Source organism: Lacticaseibacillus mingshuiensis, assembly GCF_016861785.1.
GTDB classification, from domain to species: Bacteria; Bacillota; Bacilli; order Lactobacillales; family Lactobacillaceae; genus Lacticaseibacillus; species Lacticaseibacillus mingshuiensis.
This window is the reverse complement of the sequence record NZ_BOLS01000005.1, coordinates 63,767-84,465: the sequence shown is the minus strand read 5'-3', so window position 1 is coordinate 84,465 and position 20,699 is coordinate 63,767. Positions and strand designations below refer to the sequence as shown.

Below are 20,699 nucleotides of genomic sequence, written 5' to 3'. Positions count from 1 at the left end.
TTCTTTAATATTGCTTATCCACTATCTTAAAAATAAATTAATTCCTCATTAGCCGGTCAAAAATAAACGCAACTTTCTGAGAAATTCAACAAATAGTTGCGTTCCAAAACAATTTGGTCAGTTAACTAACTCGTCGTGCAACTAATGGTCAGCCGACAATTGTGCAAAGCGGTACAGTCGATCCGGGAAAAATGTTTGTCAAAAATAAATTTAAAGATTATGGGTTTATTCGTCCCAGTAAATGTTCGGGTTTCATTTTCGCGCCTATACCACCCTGTCCTGACATCCGTAAGCTCAGTCCGTTGGGCGTGCCAAGCGGGGGGGGAGACATCGAGCCCGTTCCGTTACTCGCGGCTTAGTGCGACCACCATTACCCGAACCAGATCAGCTACCGCGCTTATACACTCGGCTCCGCCCCCGCCCCGCCATTCTCGTGATTGCGTTTGACTTGCCCTTTGCCTACAATTAACTTAGGCGGACGCAGATGCGGGCCGCAAATACGCGAGGCGAGGTGCGGTTATGAATGTATTTGGCGCATTGAAATGGATCCGTTTTGACCATCTGCCGCTGAACCACCAACAAGTCGTACTCACAGACGAAAATGGGAAGCCCGACGCTGAGCTAACAGACCTACTGGGTGACTGCCTCAGTAAAGTCGATATCTTCGGCAACATCGAAAGCGCCCAATCAGTGAGCGACATTATTGACGACTTGCACTTATTAACACCGTTGCCGTCTGATGTCCTGAGCGAATATCAAAAGATCTTGGAGCAGCCAATCGCCGGCATCAATATTGCGAGTCACAAACAACTTGTCGAATTGATCTATCTGCCACTGGTATAAAAGCATCAGGCGCCGCAAATTTTTGCGGCTTTTTTTGAGGGACGGGAGCAAGTACATGGCAAGCGACAAAACAAAGCGCCTCCTGGGCGAACAGCTACGAAAAATGATGGCGACCACCTCACTGGAGCATATCACCATCGACGCATTGACCGAGGCGGCCGGCGTCAGTCGCAATACATTTTATTATCATTTCGACGATATCTATTCCTTGCTTGCATGGGTCTATGACCAGGAGATCATCTCGCAGGTCGCCAAAAACGCGCAGATCGCCAAGTGGCAGACCGCCTATCGGATCTTGCTGGACTATATCGATGAGAATCGCACCTTTTGTCTGGCCAGCTTTAATTCGGTAGGCCGCGACTTACTGGAACGTCTGCTGGCAACCGTTGCCGAGCAGCTGGTCCTCAAGGTCGTCGATGACGCGGACCCATCGTTGCCCAAACACGTCAAAGATGACATTTGTAACTTCTATGGCTTGGCCATTGTCGCCCAGGTCATTCAGTGGCTGATGAACGGCCTCGCTGAAAGCAAAGACGCGCTGGTCAACCGCGCGGAGATGATGCTCACCGGATCGATCAAAGTCGCAACGGAAAATGCGCGAAAGCTCCATTGAGTGGTGCCCCCTATGCATTCGTAAAGGCGCGGCCCACCAGATTCTTAACCTTTTCTTTTGGACAACCCGGCCAGGTTGTCCATTTTTTTGTCGGCTTTTTTTCATTAAAATGGAAACGTAAACAATAACAGAGAGGTGAATGAGATGAAAAAAGCACTTTGGCTCTCCACGTTGGTCGGGGTCGCGGCTGCGGCAACGGCATACACTTTAGTCAAGCTAGACTGGTTCCATGATGACGCAAAAGATTACGCCATCTTCGAATCCCATCGCGGTTAATAAAAGCAGGAAAGGAAGTATTTTTCCATGAAGAAAAAAGCACTTATGATCGGCGCAGGCCTTGCTAACATGGCCGCGGCCGTGTATCTGATTCAAGAAGGCAAGTGGGATGGTTCTGCCATCACGTTCTACGGTATCGATGACCACGGCTCCAACGACGGCAGCGCCGCCACCGAGCAAGCCGCCGATTATTGGAACGCCAACCACCCGCTGGACAACACCAAGGGCTTCATTGCGCGTGGCGGCCGGATGCTCAACTATCGGACTTATGTGGATCTGATGGACCTGCTGTCTCGGGTTCAATCCGTCACCGAGCCCGGAATGACAGCAGCCGAGGATACACATGATTTTGACGCCAAGCACCGCACCTTCGACAAAGCACGTCTGCTGCGGCGCGGCGAGGGTATTTTGAACGCCGGACACCTCGGCCTCAACAACACCGACCGGATGCTGTTGACCAAGCTCGTGATGATGCCGGACAAGGACGAGGAACAGCTCGACAACGTCTCAATCGCCGACTATTTCAAGGATGACCCGCACATGTTCACCACCAACTTCTGGTACATGTGGGAGACCACTTTTGCCTTCCGCACTGCCAGCTCGGCGCAGGAGCTTCGGCGCTACATGCACATGATGCTGTACGAATTCACGCAGATCGAGCATCTGGTCGGCGTCAACCGCACACGCTACAACCAATATGAAAGCATCATGCTGCCGCTGATCAAATATCTGGAAGAAAAAGGCGTCAACATCGTCCTCGGCAAGATCGTGACCGATTGGACCTTCAAGGACAGCGCGATGCAGGATGAGATCACCGTCACCGGCCTGGAGATCACCGATGCCAAGAGTGGTGAGGTCGAGCAGGTCGCCGTGGATGACGACACCGCTGTGATCTTCACGAACGGGTCCATCACCGACTCCGCAACGATCGGCGACTACCACACTGCCGCCCCGGAGAACATGGATTACGGGCTGTCGGCCGCGCTATGGAAAAAAGCGGCAGATCATTTTTATAACCTGGGAAATCCTGACAAATTCTTCGCCGACCGCGATGCCTCTGAGTGGGTCAGCTTCACCCTGACCACCAAGGACCACCTGCTGCTCAACGAGATCACCCGCATTACGACGCAGATTCCAGGCAACGCGCTGAACAGTTTTCTCTCGACCGCGCCGATCACACCGCTCGGCCAACCAGATGTCAACATGTCGATCGTCGTGCATCACCAGCCGCATTTCACGACGCAAAAGCCAAATGAGGCCGTCATCTGGGGTTACTTCCTGTATCCACGGCGCCACGGCGAATTTGTCGACAAGCCGTACATCGAAATGACCGGCGAAGAGATGCTCAAAGAATTGCTCGGCCAGCTGTCGATGGTCGATCCTGGCCCTGTCAACATCAAGACCAAGACCGAGGCCATCATGGATTCTGTGATCAACTGCATCCCATCTTACATGCCATATGCCTCTGCACTGTTCAACAACCGCGCCAAGTCCGACCGTCCGCTGGTCATTCCGGCCCACTCGACCAACCTCGCCTTCACAGGTGAATTCGCCGAGCAGCCTTACCAGATGGTCTTCACCGAGCAAAGTGCCGTTCGCTCAGGCGAGATCGCCGCGTACCATTTTGCCGGCATCCCAATGAGCCATCTGGTCAAAACACCGCGCTACGACAAGGACATTCCAACGTTGCTGCGCGCGACCAAGAAAATGTTTGAATAATTTGATGACCAAAAACAAGCCCGGCGAATGGGGACGCTGGGCTTGTTTTTTTGCGGTCGTTCGCGGTACTGTGAGTGACATGGAGGTGATCAGATGCCACAACGAAGTGATCTCAGCCGTCGCGCGCTTAAAGAGGCCTTCGCCCGTCTGCTATTGACCCGGCCACTGGCCAAGATCAGCGTGCGCGAGATCGTGGATGAGGCCGGCGTTGCGCGGTCGACGTTCTATCGCAATTTTGAGGATCGGGAGGATTTTATCGACTGGCTCCAAGCCGACCTCGTTCGCGAAACGGCGGCCCGGTTTGTCGGCGGCTCTTTGAACGAGCCGGACTTCACCAATTTTTATCGGTACGCAGCGGCCAATCGTCCCTTGATGCGCGCCTTTTTGACCGAGCAGCACTGGCCGGCGCTGGAAAATGCGTTGCGGCATCAGGCCCAAGCGCATTACGTGACGCTGATTCGTGGCAGTCAGGCCCGGATGCCGGATGACCTATTGGCCGCATTTCTGGTCGGGGCGCATGTCAGCCTGTTTCTTCAGTGGCTCCAAAGCGACCCCGCGTTGCCCGCGACACAGATTGCCGATTTTCACCGGCAACTGGGCAACCGCCAAATTTTGTCACTCCTCAAATGAAACGGGACACTTTGCGGTTTTTTGTGCTGGTTGTCAGCCGCCGTCACCCGTAAACTAGTCCTATCAACAAGATAGGAGTGAGACGATGACATTACTTAAAGTCAGTGGTGCACAGCTTTCTTATACAAAAACAGGTGAGGGACCGGTCTTGATTCTGGTGCCCGGCGCAAACGGGACAGGCAATATTTTCAAGGGCGTTGCCGAGGAGCTCAAGGACCGCTACACCGTGGTCACTTACGATCGACGCGGTTACGGCGACACCGTGATGGACGCGCCGCTGCCAGCCGAAGCGGCAGATTTTGACAGTCACTACCGTCTGACGGTCGACGCGCAGGATGTGCTCGCCTTGGCGGATGCGGTCAGCCCGAGCCAACCCGTTTTCCTCATGGGCAGTAGCTCCGGTTCCATTGTCGCCGCCGAGGCCTTCACCACCGCCCCGGACCGCTTTGCAAAAGTTGCGCTACATGAATGCCCAACAAGCACGGTGATCGACCAGGTCAACGCGCGCGCGCAAAATGTGGACGCCGTTGAAACCGTGCTCCGTGGCGATTTCTCTGGAGCCCGCGACAAGTTCGGCGCGGCCATGAAGATCCAGCCGCTCGACGCAAAAATGATGATGGCCGGCACCGGAACAGACGGCGCCGCGCCAGACCCCAAGCGCATGGCTGGCGTGATGTACTGGTTCAAATACGAGATCTTGCAGTACACGGGCCAACCCATTGATTGGGCGGTCTTCCAGGCCAACCGCGACAAGGTCATTCTGCTCAACGGCACCGATTCCAAAGGGTCGACGCCGCAGACCGTGATCAACGCTATCAGCAAGATGCTGACCGTTCCTGTCACGATCATCCCCGGTGGCCATCTCGGCTACGCGCAGAGACCAGAAGGCTTTGGCGAGGTACTGGCCGCAGTGCTGGATCAGCGCTGATCACGTTTTTCTCAACCAAATTCGACTCTGATACGAAAAAATGGCCTGAGACGCATGTCGTTGTCTCAGGCCATTTGCGTATTCTATCTACTGGTAAGTCCAGGGCGCAGGTCAACCTGAGCATAAATTAACCGTGCCTGTCCCGGCCGTTTTAGTCCTCAGGTTGCGGGACCAATGCGAGCTCCCAGGTTAACTCAGCCTGATACGAATTGACCCGCGTCGAAGGAAGCGGACCGAGTTTTAAAAAACCATCAACAGTGAAGGTCAGTACTTCCGCCTGTTGAAGGGCCGCGGGCAGTGCCGATTGCTTGAATAAGATGGTCGCATCCTCACTTCCGATCGGCACAGACGGCACCGTCAAAGCAGTTCCATCCTCGGTATGAAAAATCAACTGAAGGGCCCCTGTTTCCGGCTGCGGGGCGATCGAGTTGCCTGAAAAGCCACTGACAAAGCGCGTCATTTTCAGACCGAGCTGCCACTCGCCGGATTCCGGCCCGCGCGTGTCCGAGATCAGCAAGGTATTGTCAGTGGGATTGCTATCGCGCAACCAATCCGCCGTTGTTGGATCCGAGCCCGGCGTTTGCGGGAGCGGGTCCTTTCCTTGAAACGCGCCTGTGATCAGCTCCGCAACAGTCGGGGCGAAATACGAGGTGCCCTGCGCATTCGTGCGACTAGAATCGTATTTCGCAAACGCAAAACTGGGCAGTGTTTGCATCGCCAATCCATCGGGCGGGGTGACGCTGATCGCAGCGACATTCGAGTGCAACGAGACCGGTTGCCCCTGGTAGTCGAATTGCATCGTCAGTTGATAGTGAGTGCCATTGAGTGCACTTGTCACCTTCGACGCCACCTGAGTCACAGCGGCGGTGGTCGGCCTTGCCGTGACTTGAACCGTTTGGCCCCCACTCATTCGGACCCAATCATACGTTGGAACAACGCTGGTGGGTGCGGTCATCGTCGGTACCTGAAAAATCAGGGCGTTATTCGCCGCTACAGTGATGTCCGCAAGCGAAAGCACCTCGAGCTGCACCCGACTTTCCTGCAGGACCCCATTTTCGCGGTAGCGCGCTACGATCTCCGCCACGCCCGGCATCCCCGTCGTGTGAACCGTCGCCTGCCGCGAGTCAGTGCGACTCGGCGTGATCACAACAGCGCCGCTTGAACTCGTCGCATCTGGCGCAATCGCCTTCCAAGTGAGCCCACCGAGTTGATCTTCCTGCACCCCCGCCAGTGTGACAGTGGTCGTCGTACTGGCCGGCTGTCCCAGCTCATCATCGCCAGCGGTGAAGAGAAATGGTGACTGGGTTCTGAGCGTGTAGTCGGTTCGAGGCATCTCGATATACAAGACACCCACATTCGATGTGACTTGAGTTGTCCCACTGAAACCGCCCGCCACCTGAATCAGGACTCGAACCTGTCTCCCCGCATCGACGGCCTGGACGTTTTTCAAGGTCAACGAGGCGCCCTTTTCATCAGGTAGCGTCGTCCAGTTCGCATCAGTGGGCATCTTAGTCTGCCACGTGTAGCGCCAGGCAGTGCCATTGCTGGTCGGCGCATCGAACCGCGCATCCTCGCCTGCCGCGGTTGTGACCGCGGCGGTCAAGCGACCAACCACGACCTGTTGCGTCAGGGTCGTGATCAATTCATCACCAACTGTGACCCGGGCCTGGACGGTCACGTTGCCGCTTGCGCCGGGTATTTTAGAGGCCGTCAGCGTCCCTTCATTGTCGATGCTCGCAGGCCCAGGCCCCATCACCGACCACGTGATTTTTGGCAGGTCCCCTGTGATCGCCGGCTGAAACTCGAAAGTCGTCTGACTTTGCGCGGCCGAGGTGTCAGGACCACCAATCAGAAGCGCCTGCCGCGGTGCCATTGTGTACCCGGCCGGTTGAACAGTCAGGTGCGCGTGATTTGATTCCACCTCGCGCTCGAGCACCACTCCACCTTTTTGAAAGTCGGCGATAGCATAGACCTCCGAACCGTCATCGCCTAGCCGCAAGCCGCGAAGCGTGACTGTCTCACCGTGCTGGTCGGGCAGCTCCTCACCATGCCAAAACCAGTGAACGTTGGTGGCTTCAAGCCCGCTTGGAAGCGCAAGGTGAAACGCCACCTGACCGCCATGACTGCCAGCTTGGTCTGGTAAATGCACCCCATAGATCGTCCTTGGTGCAACTTGAATCGTGGCAGCCCCGCCCAGCAACAACGGTGGAAAATACAGCGTGCCAGCGACCGTTTGGCTACCGACTTCCCCATTCCCAGTCAGCCGCAGCGTTGCACTGCCTCGCGCTTGCGCAGTTAGAGTTGCGCCAGCCGATAGAGAAAAATCTGGTGCGATCTCTGGGAGCAGGCCTGCGACTTGCACATCGGTCGATCGCCCATCAAAGAGAACGACATGGTCAGAGGTCAATTCCGGTGTGTAGGGTTGCGGCAAAATCAGTAGGCGCAGTAATTCGGTGCTGTATTCCCCGGGTGAAACGAAGATACCAAACAGTGGTGTAATAGTCAGCCCGATCTGAAAAGTGAGCCAAGTAGGGGCGCTAACGGTCGGCGCGACAAAGCCATACTGGATATTTTTGGTATCGGGTTGACGCCCAGATTGCCCCGTTTGATATGTCAGGCCAAACTGGCTAAGTTGTTTTTGCGTCCCCGCTTCATTTCCGAGCATTCGTTGTGGCACCTGGTCGCTAAGTTGGGCCGTGATCATGACCTGAAGCGTGCCAGTATCCTCAAACACCTTTAGCCCGATTCCAGCCCGCAACTGCATTTGCTCCCCTGACCGAACGATACCCACACGCCCGGTCCCCAGCTGGCGCCCCGCGGTGTCCCGAAAATTCGCCTGCGTCAGGATGCGCGTCGAATCCGCGGTCGGGGAGCGGAACCCAGATCCCGCCACCACCGGTACCGCGGGCGGTAGGACGATACTGGGATTGGCAGCGGCGACTGGACTGGCGCGGCCCAGCTCCGTCCGCAGCCCCAACACAATGACCAAGGCGATGCTAAGTAGCAATAGCACCCCCTTTTTATGAAGTCTCCGCATGCGTCGCACCTCGTCTTCCATATAACAGCAAAAGCCACAACTCGAGCAAGATCACCGATCCGATCAGGGTGACCCACGGAATGGCTTCTTCTCCCGTTGCAGGAAAAATACCGCCTGGTCGCACCTGACTCGGCGTTTTTCCCCCTGGCCGTGCAGGATTTGTCGGGGCCGGCGCAGGCGGCGTAGGCCGCGGCTTGACTGGCGCCAACGCCTCGCCGACAATGGCCACCTGTGCCTGTGACTGCATCGCTTCTGCCGCCTTAACAACTTGGTGCCCCTGACTGACCAAGATCAAGCAGGCCCCTAATAGCCAGCCCAACCACCATCTATTTTTTCCCTTCATCTTTTTTCCTCCGCCAAAATAGTAATCCGAGCAAGCCCAGGGCAATCAGGAGCAACCCACCGATCAGCACCCACCACCAGGGGAACGGGCGCACCACCGCCAGCCGCGCACCCTTGTTGACCTTGGCCGCAACCTTTGCGTCGATCGTGAAGGCGCGGTGAAACCGCCACGTGTACGTGCCGGCAGTAGCCGTCAGCGTCAGCCAATACTTTCCGGCAACCAAAGGGGCCTTAGTAAAAAGCGCATAGTTGAACGACGAGTTTGGGGCCATCGCCATTTGGTCCGCATTACGAGTTAAAAGCGGTTTTGAGTCACCATCTCGGGTCACACTCGCCTTGATCGCCATCCCACCAAACAACCGCGGCTGATCATTTTGCAGCGTCGCCAACACGGCCGCTTGGTCATTCTGATTGCCGGGCTTGACGCTCAGCAGATTCAGGTGCGGCGCAACGGTTTCTTCCGTGGTCTGCATCTGAATGGCAACGACCATCGCGAACCGATTCGTGATGCTCATACCCGACTGGTCATCCGCAGCCGGGGCCGTTTCATCCGTTACATAAAAACTGCCAAGCAACTGCCCCTTTAGTGGGGTAGCCGGTATTTGAACAAAAAAGGTGACCTTTCGCCCTTCATTGGCTTTCAACTCAACTGACACGGGCGCGGATGCCAGATCGGCGAGCTGAATGACGGCAGACGGATCCCGCTTACTACTTGGGGTGTACCCCACCTGACCGTTATCTTGTGTAAAGGCCGAAGTGATCGCCACCCGCAACGTTTTCGGTTGTGCACTTTGATTGGCGACCGTGATCGTGAGTGCCTGGCGAGTCCCGGGTTTGACCAGAAGATCAAAGTAACCTTTATTGCCGCCCACTTGATTTGCGGGGAGCTGTGGCGTCACCGTGAACCCAGCCCCAGCCGCGGCTACTGGCACCACAGTCCAGCCTGCCAACGCCATTATCAGCGCGACGACGATGATGATCGTTTTACGAAGCACCCAATATTCCCCCATTTTCGTGTCCGTTCCGCCTGATACGCACCACTTAGCGCGCTTGCCGACCGCGTTAAAAAAGGCCAGCACAACGCAACCGTTGCACTGACCTCTCACCGCTCAGATGTCAGCGCATGAGTCACGCCGAATGTTGTTGATCACGCCTATGGTCCCTATGGTGTCGTAGTCTCTGGTTCTTGACTCAGCGTCCAGGTGATCGTCGCCTGATGGAGGCCCTTTTTAGCACTCGGATCCTTAGGCAACGCCAATGTCCCACCAGACAGCTGCAGAATCGTATCCCCAGCACCCTTTTCAATTGGGGCATTGATCACACTGGTGGCCCCACTGCCTGGCGTCAGCGGCTTATCCGCAAACTCACCTGCCACAATGTTGGCGGTATCGACTGCCCCCTCAAGGCTCAAGTTTGTGACAGTCAGGTCAGCAAAGGTCCCTAGTGAGGCGGATAAATTCCACCCCGTGTTGGTGCCGCGGTAGTCGGAGACGGCGATCTGCCCCGTGTCATTGCCATCAAAGGTCCCTTTATCGGTGATATCGGTCCCCAGTGTCAGTTTTGCATCAACATCTTTCTTTACCAGATCAGCAATTGAAACTTTCTCAAATTTCAGATCCGGCACAGCGTCAAGGCTCAATGTGCCCGGATCGATCTGAATATTCACCGTGCTATTGGCAGTTGCAGTGCCATCGCTGCCGACGACAAAGCCCGCCCCGATCAAAGCCCCCGCAATATTATTGTCGACCACACCTGGACCATTACCATCCGCCGCAAGTACCGGCAAGACCGGCCCCGCTGCTGCTAATAACAGTCCAGCCCCCACAGTAAGTCTTACACCCCATGAATGTTTCATGGTCTGTCCTCCTTTTTTCCAGTCACATGTCTCACTCTGGCGAGCGCACGCCGCTCGCACCGTATCGCTCAATTGCGATCAGCCTGCGCTGACCGCACGTCCGAGATCTGCCCATTTCCCCGTCTAATATTTTTTCTCGTCGGCCTCACATCCCTTCAGGTGTTGGTGCTGAGATCAGTGTCCAAGTCAAGATCGCGTGATAGTTACCGCTGACCGCATCTGGAAGCGGCGGCAAACTCAGAAACCCGAACATCGGTGACGTAAAATTCTGATCAGTCACCGGCCTTGCCTCGCTATTGAGCGCCAGGACGGGGGTGTCATCCCCCATCGTCATCACCGGAAACAGCTCCAAGTCGCGCCCCAAAAGCCACCCAATGCCTAGCTTGGCGCCAACCACTGGCTGGTCGCTTGCGTGGCTCAATTGGCCCGCGCTGACCGTAAGCTGCCAAGGTGTGGGCGCATCACGCGTATCGATCACCGTCAGCCGCTTATCCTCACCTTGGCCAGGCCAGGACAAGAGCCAATCGAGATTGGTCGGACTCACCTCAGTCAGCGGCGTTTGTCCGGTATAGGCGCCATGAATCAGCTCCTCGACCGTGGCCGCCTGCATCTCGCCGTTTTTCTCGTGGCCAAAATTAAAATTCGGGACATCGACCAACCGAAGGACCGGTGCATTGCCAACAGTGAGGGTCGCCAGATTAGACGTGAGAACGGTCTGCGTCCCCCAGATCTCATCACGCAGCACGATCTCCACCTGATACCGCGCCTTGCGATCGATCTGTGGGGTGAGCGCGACCGTCAACGAGTTCCCTGTTTCCCCCGCAAAAACGGTTTTCTCACCGTCGCCTGACACACGTTGCCATTTGACGGCCCTTATTGAATACGCATTTTCTTCAAAAATTGTCAGCATCTCTTCTGGAATGTTGAACGTGACCGTTTCACCGATGCGTCCAGCGCGATCGGCCAAGGCCGTCACCGTCAGCGGTGCATGTGTGATCGCGGCGCTTTCGTCAGCCAAGTTGGCGTATAGACCGATCGCGATCTGACCGGGGCCGCGCGGAACGATCACCCCGTCATCACCCACGCTAGCCACCGCCGCCCCATCTTCCCCCGAGTCGAGCAGATAAGTGGCCCATTCCGGGTCGATCATGTCGCTTGGCTGATGTGTTGGCCGAATTGCGGTTGGCCCGGCGCCGTCACCCCAAAACAGCGCGGGTGTCTCATAACGCAGATCCGTCAAAACAAGTGGCGGCCGCAACGCAACGACAAGGGTATTGGTCACCACCTCATCATCCGTGCCACTGTGAATGCGCACGCGAAGAAACAAGTTGGGCCACGACTCGTCATAAGCAAGACGGTGTAATTCGTTCGTCGTCGTCGTTGCGGCGAGCGTCCAGTCGGTCTGCCCGTCTTGTGAAACTTCCCACAGATACGTTGTGGCGACAGGCAGGCCGTCATCCAAGGGCGGCTCAGGTGCAACGAATGGCTGCATTGGCCGCGCAACCCCGCGCACCAACTCATTTGGCCCGATCACAGCCGGTCCTGTCAGCGCCCCCAAAGAAAAATCGAGGTCCGCCGCCAGCATCTCATCCGCGCTTTCGATCTCCGAACGGGCTGTGAGCCCAACATGGCCACTCGTCCCGGGTTCCGCTTCTGCCACTGCCGTCACATCATTTCCATCCTTTGTCACACGCAACCGAGTGTCATCCGTGCTTTCCCACTCCGGCCACCCGCGCAGGCTCACATCAGGCTCCGCGACCAAACGGACAGGGGTCGTCGCCATCCCCTCAGGTGCATCCGGCGCAGTGATCAAGATGCGGCGATTCGGTTTCACGTGAAACGCTGTACTAACTTGAAGACGCGCGGGATTGGACGCTAGACCCGCGGCGATCTGCCGACCATCACTCAAGCGAAAATAATTAGCCGTCGCCGTGACAACGCCCGCATCCTCACGCGTCAATTGGCGAATCACCAACCGTTCCGGACTTGGCGTGAATCGCTCGTCGTCTTTGATCACCTCACCATTCAGTTGCCACTCTGTGTTGCGCGCCTCAAGTCCGGCGGGCAGGCGCAATTCAAATTCAGCCTCGCCAGTCTCATAGCCGCGCACATCCGGCAAGTCCGCCGCATACACGACCGGGTCTGCCGCCTCGACCGAATAGGAAAAAGCAGACCGACTTTGCTCTGGTACGTCGATCTGGGCAGTCAACCGACTCGCCCCGACGGCGCCATTTGCGGGACTGAACAATAATTGATCCCCCTGCGGCGTCCATGTCCCCAGCTGCGTCTCATAATCGCGGTAATCGGGCACGACGCCCACCGGCAACCCCGCAACACCAACGGACACGCTTTGCCCGCGAAAAACGACCGGCGGTGCAGCCTCGATCACAGGGGTATAGTCAGCGGGAAAAACCAGCACCCAAAATGGCTCTGAATAATAGCTGCGTTCGATCACCGGCGACTGACCGAGATGATAATCCACCTCCAGTTGATAACTGATCCAGGTCGGGCCCGTCAAATGGAACTGATCAAACGTCAACTGATAATGCAGATAATCATTTGGCATGCCAGTCCAATACGGCGCCCACTTCACCCCATTTTGCGGTTGACTGCCGTGTTCTTGCGAGGCGCTCAACCCGATATCGATCTGACTCGTCTGGGCTGGGGCATCCCCGACCTTGATCCGCGTGCGAAAACCCAGTGTATACTGGCCATCACTTCCGTCTTTGCCAAAAGAAGCCTTCATCGTGACCGTCTCATCACTTTTCAGGAACGTCTGATACTTGCCTTCTGTGTCCCCCCAATCGACAAAGGCGTTGCTGGCGACATAATTCGGCTGCGTCCGAAACCCCGAGTGATTGTCAAATGCCTCAGGTGAAGGCGCAGGAAAGTCTGACGGCCCCGTTGTTGGCACAATGATCTGCGCGGTGGCCTTGACCGCTGTCGCCGGAACCACCAAGCCCGCGCTCGCCACTGCCCCGAAAAGCAACAAGCCGACCATCCCCAGATGCCAGACCCGTTTCATGCATGCGTCACCTCCCCACACATCTGTTCCCGCTATCGCTATTGTACAGGATGATGTTATTTTCTGGCAACGATTTCATTGAAATTTATTTGTTTGTTGTTTTCTATACAGTTATTTTATAAGCAAATAAAAAAGCACGCTTACCGCTCAACGTAAGTGTGCTTCCAGTTAGGCGCGTTCCTTCCCGTACGACGGGGCAGAGCCGAATACCTTCTTATATAAACGACTGAAATAAAAGGGATCGTGGTAACCGACACTGGCCGCCACATCTTTGATCGGCAAGTCCGTCTCCCCCAGAATCTTTTGGGCGTGGGCAAGCCGGACCTGCATCAGATAAGTCATCGGACTTTGACCCTTGAGCTGCTTGAACGTCCGCGACAGATGGGCCTCCGAGACATGCAGGTAATCGGCGACTCGCGCCAACGTCAGGTCCTCGGCAAAATGGGCATCCAGATAGTAGGCGGCGCTTGAGACCATCGCCTGCTGCTCGGTGCTCGTCTCGCTGTCGCTGATCGTGAGGTGATCATCGGCGACCGCGTTGTCAGGCAGCGCCCGCATCAGAATGCAGACCAACTCCGTCACATAGGCCTGCAGCAAGAGGTCGTGGCCAAACGCCGACCGCTGTTTGACCTCCCCAATGATGCGCTGGGCAATGTTGAAAAACAGCGGCTGCTGGTCTTCCAGGCGCAATACCGGATCTTTGAACGGAAAATGGTCCGGCGTCAGCCCAGGCAAAACGACATGGCGAAAGCCGATGTACAGCTGGTAGCTATGGCTGCCCGCCGGTTGGTGCTCGTTGTGATGCACATGCGGGTTCAACAGCACCGCCTGGCCTTGCTGCACCCGAATCTGGTGGCCTTCGATCGTGTAATCCGAGAACCCTTCTAACATCACCGATAATTCCGGAAAATCATGTTCGTGATATTTACTAGTGTCTTCCCCTTCATTCATGTATGCGAAGGCATACAGCACATCCGGCGAGAAACTTTTTAGATCGATCATTGGTCTACTCCCTGCGGCACCTGCCGAAAACCCTGCTCGACTGCTGATGAACCGCTTTCGCATTGATTTTAGCATAAAAACACAAGGAAACAGACAAAATAGTCCATTCATGTCTCAGCTAGTTCCCTCATAATAGCCACATGAACAAATGGCTGGGCGCGCGACGCATTGGGCGTCGGTCCCGCTCAGCCTCGGAGGTGTAATTATGGGTACCTTTCAATGGGTCTGGCAGTACATTCGGCGCAATATGAAATTGCTGATTCCTGCCACCCTGCTTATTTTCGTCAATGCCGCGGCGATCGTGGTCGCGCCCCTCATTGGCGGCTGGATCATCGACCAGGTCATCGGCCAAGGACACACCGAGCGACTCGTGCCGTTTTTGCTGATCATGATTGGCGTCACGCTGGGTCGGACCATCGTGCGCTACATTTATCAGGTCATCTTCGAACAAGTCGGGCAAAACGTGATGTGGGACATTCGCCACGACTTGTTTGAAAAGCTGCAGAAGCTGGACTTCACATTTTTCAACAATGTCTCCACCGGCGATATCATGGCCCGGATGACCGGGGATATGGACGCGATTCGCAACTTTGTGGCTTGGGACAGTTACAACCTGATCGAATGTGTGCTGTGGTTCGTCACCGCGATCTTGGTCATGGGTAGCATCAACTGGCCGCTAACGCTGGCCTTGGCCGCCCTGACCCCGTTCATCGGGTTTCTGACCATGCACATGAGCAATGAGGCGCATCCGGTGTATTTCCAGATTCGTGAAGCCTTCGCGCACCTCAACTCAATGGTCGAGGAAAACATTTCCGGGAACCGTGTCGTCAAGGCGTTCACTCGCGAACCATACGAAATTGAGAAGTTCAACAAGCTCAACGACGCGTATAAGGCCCGCAACATGGATGCCGCCCGGGTTTCTCGGCGCTACCTGCCGCCACTGGACATTCTCGCGTCGATGCTGTCGGTGATCGTCCTGATTCTCGGCGGGTTCCTCGTCATCAAAGGGTCCATGACGCTTGGCGATCTGGTCGCGTTCAACGGCTTTTTGTGGATGTTGAACCAGCCGATGCGGATGAGCGGCTGGTTGATCAACGATGTCCAGCGTTTTTCCGCCTCGACGATCAAAATTCGGCGGATGCTGGGGGCCAAGTCGTCCATTCCGGTGCAGGACAGCGAGCATTACCAGAAGCTGCAAGGGTATGTGACCTTCGACCATGTCAACTTCGAGTATGCCGATGCGCCGGAAGTGCCAGTGCTGCATGACATCAGCTTCACCGTCAAGCCTGGTGAGACCATGGGCATTCTCGGCGAGACGGGGTCTGGGAAATCGACGCTGATGAACTTGATCGCCCGGTTCTATGACCCGACATCAGGCGAGGTCCTGATCGATGGGAAAAACGCGAAGGACTGGCCAGTTCGGCAGTTGCGCGACCAGATCACGATCGTCATGCAGGACCTGTTTCTATTTTCCGATACGATTCAGGACAATATCTCTTACGGGAACCGGCAGGCTGAGCCGCAGCTGATTCAGCACATGGCGGATGTCGCCGATGCGTCGCAGTTCATCGCGGAAATGCCGGATGGCTATGACACCGTGGTCGGCGAGCGTGGGGTTGGCCTGTCCGGCGGGCAAAAACAGCGGATCTCGCTGACCCGCGCGCTGGTCAAAAATCCATCGATTCTGATTTTGGATGACACGACCTCAGCGCTGGACATGGAGACCGAGGCGGAGATTCAAAAGAAATTGTCGCCGATCACGCAAAAGAAGACGACGTTCATCATCGCCACGCGCATCAGTTCGTTGCGGCACGCCGATCAGATCATCGTGCTGAAACACGGCGACATCATCGAGCGCGGGACGCATGATGAATTGATCGCCAAGCACGGCTATTACTTTGATACGTATCAGAAACAACTCGGGGCATTAGGTGTGAAGGGAGGCGAGTCAAATGGCGAAGCGTAATACATTCGATGAAGATGAAGAGCTGCAAGAGACCTTTAACTGGAGCTATTATCGCCGCCTTGGCCGCTATCTTGTGCCGTATCTGACCAAGCTCGCCTTGGTGCTGGGCACCTTGATTCTCGGCAGTTTGGCCGGCACCCTTGGCCCATACCTGACGAAGGTCGCCATCGACCAGGCCATTCCGCAGAAAAATCTCTCGCTGCTTTGGCTTTTGACGGGCATCTTTGCCGCCTTGCTGATCATCACCTTTTTCTGCTATCGCTACCGCATCTGGACGATCACCGAAGTCGGCCAGGACATGCTCAAAGATATGCGTTCCGATATCTTCGACCATTTGCAGGAGCTCCCGTTTTCCTACTTTGACTCACGCCCGCATGGCAAGATCCTGATTCGTGTCGTCAATTACATCAACACCTTGTCAGATCTCTTGTCCAACGGCTTGATCAACCTGATCAACGACATCATCCTGCTGGTCGTCACGTTGATCTTCATGGTCAGCATCAACTGGAAGCTCGCCCTGTGGAGCTTGGCGCTGATCCCGATCTTGCTGGTCTGGACGCGCATCGTGCAGATTCAGCAACGTAAGGCGTATCGTGAGCTGTCCAACAAGCAGTCGAACATGAACGCCTACATCCATGAAAGTATCGCCGGCATCAAGGTCACTCAAGGGTTCGCCCAAGAGGACAACGCCAGTGCGACCTTCGATCATGTGGCCAACGAATACCGCAGCTCCTTTATGCATGCGATTCGCGTACAATGGGCATTGTGGCCTGGGGTGCAAAACATCTCCACCCTCACCACGGCGCTGATCTACTACATCGGCATCACGCAATGGGGCGGCGTCGATGTGACTACCGGGACGCTGATCGCGTTCATGGGTTACGTCGCCAACTTCTGGAACCCCGTGATCGATATCGGGAACTTCTACAACTCCCTGATCACGGCCACCGCCTATCTGGAACGAATCTTTGAAACGATGGATGAAGAGCCTGAGGTCAAGGACCTGCCAGACAGTTTTGACCTGCCACCGATTCATGGCGATGTGGAATTCAAGGATGTTTCCTTCAAATATGAAGAGGACACGCCGATGATTCTGAAACACGTCAGCTTCCACGCCGCGCCCGGGGAGACCGTTGCCTTGGTCGGGCCGACCGGGGCGGGGAAATCCACCGTCATCAACCTCCTATCGCGCTTCTATAACGTGACGGAAGGCGAAGTCGATATCGATGGCGTCGATATTTCCCGGGTGACACTCAAGTCGCTGCGGAGCCAAATGGGCGTGATGCTGCAGGATACCTTCATTTTCTCCGGCACCATTCTCGAAAACATCCGCTATGGCAAGCTCGACGCCACAGAGGAAGAGGTCATCGCTGCCGCGAAGGTCGTGCGGGCGGATGACTTTATCCGCGACATGCCGCAGGGGTATCACACCGAGGTGCAGGAGCGCGGCTCGACCTTGTCAGCCGGCCAGCGCCAGCTGATCGCGTTTGCCCGGACACTGCTCGCCGACCCGAAGATCCTCATTCTCGATGAGGCGACTGCGGCGATCGATACGCAGACCGAACTGCTGCTCCAGGCTGGCCTGAACCGCCTGCTGGAAGGCCGGACGAGCTTCATCATCGCCCACCGCCTGTCGACCATTCAAAACGCGGACCAGATCATGGTGGTCAACCACGGTGAGATCGTCGAACGCGGCAGTCATCAGGAATTGATGAAAAAACGCGGCGAATACTTCTCATTGTATGAGGCTCAATACCGCATGCTGCAATCACTTTAAGCAAGAATCAAAAAACCGGCTCAGGTGACGTGAGTCGGTTTTTTGATTCTAAAATTAGTTGAATTTATCCCAGATATTGGCCAGGATGTTGGTCTGATCACGATCCGGCCCAACTGAGAACGTCAGCAGGTCGACATTGATCAATTCCGCGATACGCTCGATGTAATGCCGCGCATTCACGGGCAGGTCGGCCAGTGTTTTCGCCTGGGTGATGTCCTCGTCCCAGCCTGGCATTTCCTCATAGACCGGCTTGCACTCAGCCAGCTCCTTCAGCGACGCCGGATAATGGTAGATCGTCTCGCCGTTGCGTTCATAGGCCGTGCAGATCTTGACAGTCTTCAAGCCGGTCAGGACATCGACCGAATTGAGGCACAGGTCGGTGACCCCGGCGACGCGCCGGGAATGGCGAACGACCACCGCATCGAACCAGCCGATGCGCCGCGGCCGGCCGGTGACGGTGCCGTATTCATGGCCCGCTTCCCGGATAAAATCGCCGTCTGCGTTGAGCTGTTCGGTCGGAAATGGCCCGTCGCCGACACGCGAGGTGTACGCCTTGGCAACGCCGACAACGCGGTCGATCTTGCTGGCCCCCACGCCGGCGCCAATGGTGACCCCGCCGGCCGGGTTAGACGAGGTGACAAATGGGTAGGTGCCTTGGTCGATGTCGAGCATCACGCCTTGCGCCCCTTCAAAGAGCACGTTTTCGCCTTGGTCGATCGCGTCGTTCAGCACGACTGAAGTGTCACATACATATTTTTTGATCTGTTGGCCGTAGCCATAATATTCTTCAAAAATATCGTCGAAGGCCATCGGTTCGGCGCCGTAGAGTTTCGTGAATTCCTTATTCTTTTCGGCGAGATTCTGGCGCAGCCGCTCCGCAAAGATCTCCTTATCCAAAAGGTCGGCGATGCGGATGCCGACGCGCGAGGCCTTGTCCATGTAAGCCGGGCCGATGCCGCGATTAGTGGTGCCGATCTTATTGGCGCCCTTGGCCGCTTCCTGCAGCTTGTCGAGGGCGATATGGTAAGGCAGAATCACATGCGCGCGGTCTGAGATGCGCAGGTTGCTAGGATCAACGCCCTTTTCTGCCAAATAAGCGAGCTCTTCGACCAAGCTCTTCGGATTGACGACCACACCGTTGCCAATCACTGACAGCTGGTGCGGATACAAGATACCTGAGGGAATCAGCCGAAGTTTGTAAACTTGGCCGTTGTTGTGAATCGTGTGGCCGGCGTTGTCCCCGCCTTGATAACGGCTGATGATGCGTGCGCCTTCGCTGAGAAAATCCGTGATCTTCCCTTTGCCTTCGTCGCCCCACTGCGTTCCGACGATCACTACTGTGCCCATATTTTGTCGCTCCTAACATATTTGGTCGGCCAAGCCGCCAGAAGATATTCTACCAATCCGAGGCGGTTCTCGCAAGGCAATTTCCGAATGATAAGTGGATTTATGTTTTGATAAACGCAAAAACCCGAACAAAAATTGTTCGGGTTTTTCATGCATCGGTTATTCACGAATATCAACGGCCGTCTTGATGCAACGTCTCCTCGGCGATATAGGCGAAAATATGGCCAAAAGCGAGTTCCAAGACGTCATCAAAGGCCACTGGCACGTTTTCCGGTTCCCCGCCATCAGTCAGGCGCATCACAAAGCCAGTCGCCGAGACCTCCTGGGGAATGCCCATCAAATGGTCCTCTTCAGTGGCGGCCCGCACCCGGATCACCCGCTGAAAAGCCGCGGCTTCGCTCACCAGACTGGGAATCAGTTCGGCGGTGTTGTCAAAATCACGATCCGCATTCAGGACCGGTTGCTGGGTAAAATCATGTGCCTCATCCCACTGCCGGTAAAAGGCGATGGTCTGCAGGTAATCCGAGGCGGTAATCAGGCTCTGAAGCGCGGCGATGCGCAGGGCCACATAGCCGCCAAACTGAGCCGCCATGTCCAGCAGCGACAGCACGACGACCCCGTGATTGAGCGCCTTGACCGTGCCGATGTAAAACTGATCCTCATTATCCCGCGGAATCGCGGCCAGCATCGCGCCACTTTTTTCCGCGTCAGCCAAGATCGGCGCCAGCTGGCCGTTGTTGAGGTGCAGCTCCGATTTTTGATGCACCAGGTGCGCGCGCTGCGCCACCAGCTGCGTCTCAAGAAACAGGTCCAGGCCGGCAAATTCCACGACCAGTACGTCGGAGCAATCGATCTGCATCACGCGCACATCGGTGTAATTGTACTTATTGAAAACAGACAGCGTGAAGCGATCCTCAAACACGCTGGTGATCTGGCCTTCCAGAAACGAGTCATCGTCAGCCAGAATCACCATCACGACCTGTTGGCTGGCCTGGGCCTGCTGTGCCAATTGCTGCAGCAGGTCCTGGGTCGGATCGAACTTGAGCGTCGCTGGCTCCTCAAGGGTGAGGAAATGTGCCCTTTCCGCTAGGTCAATGCGAAAGTCCATGTCATCGAGATCCGCGCCAGCAAATTCGACCTGCTCGATCGCGTTAAAGGTCAGCAAAACGGCGCCATCACTGATACCGGCGTCATTATAGGTCGACAGAATCACGGCATTGCTGCCGAGCGCCTGGACATAGCCCGTGTAAAAATCATCGGTATCTCGCTGATAGACATTGATCAGCAGCTTTTCGTTGAGTGCCGCCATCAAACTCATCAAGATCGCATCGATCGCGAT

16 protein-coding genes are annotated in these 20,699 nt (G+C 55.9%); 8 read left to right on the top strand and 8 right to left on the bottom strand.

Annotated features, from left to right (window positions below; genetic code table 11):
- Positions 1 to 519: 519 nt before the first annotated feature.
- The 6 genes from JUE67_RS04450 (at position 520) to JUE67_RS04430 (ending at position 5,009) form a co-directional block, all read left to right on the top strand.
- Positions 520 to 843: a hypothetical protein gene (locus tag JUE67_RS04450; protein ID WP_203626754.1), complete on the top strand. Its 324-nt coding sequence runs from the start codon at positions 520 to 522 to the stop codon at positions 841 to 843.
- A gap of 55 nt (positions 844 to 898) precedes the next feature.
- Entirely contained in the window at positions 899 to 1,456 is a 558-nt protein-coding gene (locus JUE67_RS04445) for a TetR/AcrR family transcriptional regulator C-terminal domain-containing protein (protein ID WP_203626755.1), read from the top strand.
- A gap of 144 nt (positions 1,457 to 1,600) precedes the next feature.
- A complete protein-coding gene (locus JUE67_RS12815; protein ID WP_263974051.1) occupies positions 1,601 to 1,732 on the top strand; it encodes a hypothetical protein in 132 nt (43 codons plus the stop codon).
- Between the two features lie 27 nt (positions 1,733 to 1,759).
- Positions 1,760 to 3,451 carry an oleate hydratase gene (locus JUE67_RS04440; RefSeq protein ID WP_203626756.1) on the top strand — a complete coding sequence of 564 codons (1,692 nt, stop codon included), beginning with the start codon at positions 1,760 to 1,762 and terminating at the stop codon, positions 3,449 to 3,451.
- Positions 3,452 to 3,544: 93 nt separating this feature from the next.
- Complete coding sequence (locus JUE67_RS04435) at positions 3,545 to 4,081, top strand: TetR/AcrR family transcriptional regulator (RefSeq protein ID WP_203626757.1); 537 nt, start codon at positions 3,545 to 3,547, stop codon at positions 4,079 to 4,081.
- An 85-nt stretch (positions 4,082 to 4,166) separates the two neighbouring features.
- Complete coding sequence (locus JUE67_RS04430; protein ID WP_203626758.1) at positions 4,167 to 5,009, top strand: alpha/beta fold hydrolase; 843 nt, start codon at positions 4,167 to 4,169, stop codon at positions 5,007 to 5,009.
- Between the two features lie 151 nt (positions 5,010 to 5,160).
- Here JUE67_RS04430 and JUE67_RS04425 read toward each other — a convergent pair whose 3' ends face one another.
- From JUE67_RS04425 to JUE67_RS04400, 6 genes are all read right to left on the bottom strand, one after another.
- The gene (locus JUE67_RS04425; RefSeq protein WP_203626759.1) at positions 5,161 to 8,046 is read right to left on the bottom strand and encodes a hypothetical protein; all 2,886 of its coding nucleotides are present in this window, start codon (positions 8,044 to 8,046) and stop codon (positions 5,161 to 5,163) included.
- Positions 8,030 to 8,389 carry an EF2685/EF0750 family sortase-dependent surface protein gene (locus JUE67_RS04420; protein ID WP_203626760.1) on the bottom strand — a complete coding sequence of 120 codons (360 nt, stop codon included), beginning with the start codon at positions 8,387 to 8,389 and terminating at the stop codon, positions 8,030 to 8,032. The genes JUE67_RS04425 and JUE67_RS04420 overlap by 17 nt, the downstream gene beginning before the upstream one ends.
- Positions 8,373 to 9,383, bottom strand: coding sequence for a WxLIP family cell surface protein (locus JUE67_RS04415; RefSeq protein WP_203626761.1), 1,011 nt, complete (start codon positions 9,381 to 9,383; stop codon positions 8,373 to 8,375). The genes JUE67_RS04420 and JUE67_RS04415 overlap by 17 nt, the downstream gene beginning before the upstream one ends.
- A 167-nt stretch (positions 9,384 to 9,550) precedes the next feature.
- Entirely contained in the window at positions 9,551 to 10,243 is a 693-nt protein-coding gene (locus tag JUE67_RS04410; protein ID WP_203626762.1) for a WxL domain-containing protein, read from the bottom strand.
- Between the two features lie 145 nt (positions 10,244 to 10,388).
- Complete coding sequence (locus JUE67_RS04405; protein ID WP_203626763.1) at positions 10,389 to 13,268, bottom strand: hypothetical protein; 2,880 nt, start codon at positions 13,266 to 13,268, stop codon at positions 10,389 to 10,391.
- Between the two features lie 168 nt (positions 13,269 to 13,436).
- Positions 13,437 to 14,270: a helix-turn-helix transcriptional regulator gene (locus JUE67_RS04400; protein WP_203626764.1), complete on the bottom strand. Its 834-nt coding sequence runs from the start codon at positions 14,268 to 14,270 to the stop codon at positions 13,437 to 13,439.
- 205 nt (positions 14,271 to 14,475) lie between these two features.
- Between JUE67_RS04400 and JUE67_RS04395 the strand changes: the two genes are divergently transcribed.
- Together JUE67_RS04395 and JUE67_RS04390 are read left to right on the top strand one after the other, a co-directional pair.
- Positions 14,476 to 16,236: an ABC transporter ATP-binding protein gene (locus JUE67_RS04395; protein ID WP_203626765.1), complete on the top strand. Its 1,761-nt coding sequence runs from the start codon at positions 14,476 to 14,478 to the stop codon at positions 16,234 to 16,236.
- Positions 16,223 to 18,013, top strand: coding sequence for an ABC transporter ATP-binding protein (locus JUE67_RS04390; protein WP_203626766.1), 1,791 nt, complete (start codon positions 16,223 to 16,225; stop codon positions 18,011 to 18,013). Before JUE67_RS04395 ends, JUE67_RS04390 begins: the two co-directional genes overlap by 14 nt.
- 54 nt (positions 18,014 to 18,067) lie before the next feature.
- On the opposite strand, the gene JUE67_RS04385 is transcribed toward JUE67_RS04390, so the two are convergent.
- Positions 18,068 to 19,360, bottom strand: coding sequence for an adenylosuccinate synthase (locus JUE67_RS04385; RefSeq protein WP_125697666.1), 1,293 nt, complete (start codon positions 19,358 to 19,360; stop codon positions 18,068 to 18,070).
- 172 nt (positions 19,361 to 19,532) lie between these two features.
- A complete protein-coding gene (locus tag JUE67_RS04380; RefSeq protein ID WP_203626814.1) occupies positions 19,533 to 20,693 on the bottom strand; it encodes a hypothetical protein in 1,161 nt (386 codons plus the stop codon).
- Positions 20,694 to 20,699 lie beyond the last annotated feature (6 nt).

What these genes read in the sequence shown, in the direction of transcription:
- JUE67_RS04385 (WP_125697666.1), bottom strand. Translation starts at nt 19,360, where the DNA reads ATGGGCACAGTAGTGATCGTCGGAACGCAGTGGGGCGACGAAGGCAAA.
- JUE67_RS04430 (WP_203626758.1), top strand. Translation starts at nt 4,167, where the DNA reads ATGACATTACTTAAAGTCAGTGGTGCACAGCTTTCTTATACAAAAACA.
- JUE67_RS04445 (WP_203626755.1), top strand. Translation starts at nt 899, where the DNA reads ATGGCAAGCGACAAAACAAAGCGCCTCCTGGGCGAACAGCTACGAAAA.
- JUE67_RS04400 (WP_203626764.1), bottom strand. Translation starts at nt 14,270, where the DNA reads ATGATCGATCTAAAAAGTTTCTCGCCGGATGTGCTGTATGCCTTCGCA.
- JUE67_RS04450 (WP_203626754.1), top strand. Translation starts at nt 520, where the DNA reads ATGAATGTATTTGGCGCATTGAAATGGATCCGTTTTGACCATCTGCCG.
- JUE67_RS04390 (WP_203626766.1), top strand. Translation starts at nt 16,223, where the DNA reads ATGGCGAAGCGTAATACATTCGATGAAGATGAAGAGCTGCAAGAGACC.
- JUE67_RS04395 (WP_203626765.1), top strand. Translation starts at nt 14,476, where the DNA reads ATGGGTACCTTTCAATGGGTCTGGCAGTACATTCGGCGCAATATGAAA.
- JUE67_RS04440 (WP_203626756.1), top strand. Translation starts at nt 1,760, where the DNA reads ATGAAGAAAAAAGCACTTATGATCGGCGCAGGCCTTGCTAACATGGCC.
- JUE67_RS04425 (WP_203626759.1), bottom strand. Translation starts at nt 8,046, where the DNA reads ATGCGGAGACTTCATAAAAAGGGGGTGCTATTGCTACTTAGCATCGCC.
- JUE67_RS04435 (WP_203626757.1), top strand. Translation starts at nt 3,545, where the DNA reads ATGCCACAACGAAGTGATCTCAGCCGTCGCGCGCTTAAAGAGGCCTTC.
- JUE67_RS04405 (WP_203626763.1), bottom strand. Translation starts at nt 13,268, where the DNA reads ATGAAACGGGTCTGGCATCTGGGGATGGTCGGCTTGTTGCTTTTCGGG.
- JUE67_RS12815 (WP_263974051.1), top strand. Translation starts at nt 1,601, where the DNA reads ATGAAAAAAGCACTTTGGCTCTCCACGTTGGTCGGGGTCGCGGCTGCG.
- JUE67_RS04410 (WP_203626762.1), bottom strand. Translation starts at nt 10,243, where the DNA reads ATGAAACATTCATGGGGTGTAAGACTTACTGTGGGGGCTGGACTGTTA.
- JUE67_RS04420 (WP_203626760.1), bottom strand. Translation starts at nt 8,389, where the DNA reads ATGAAGGGAAAAAATAGATGGTGGTTGGGCTGGCTATTAGGGGCCTGC.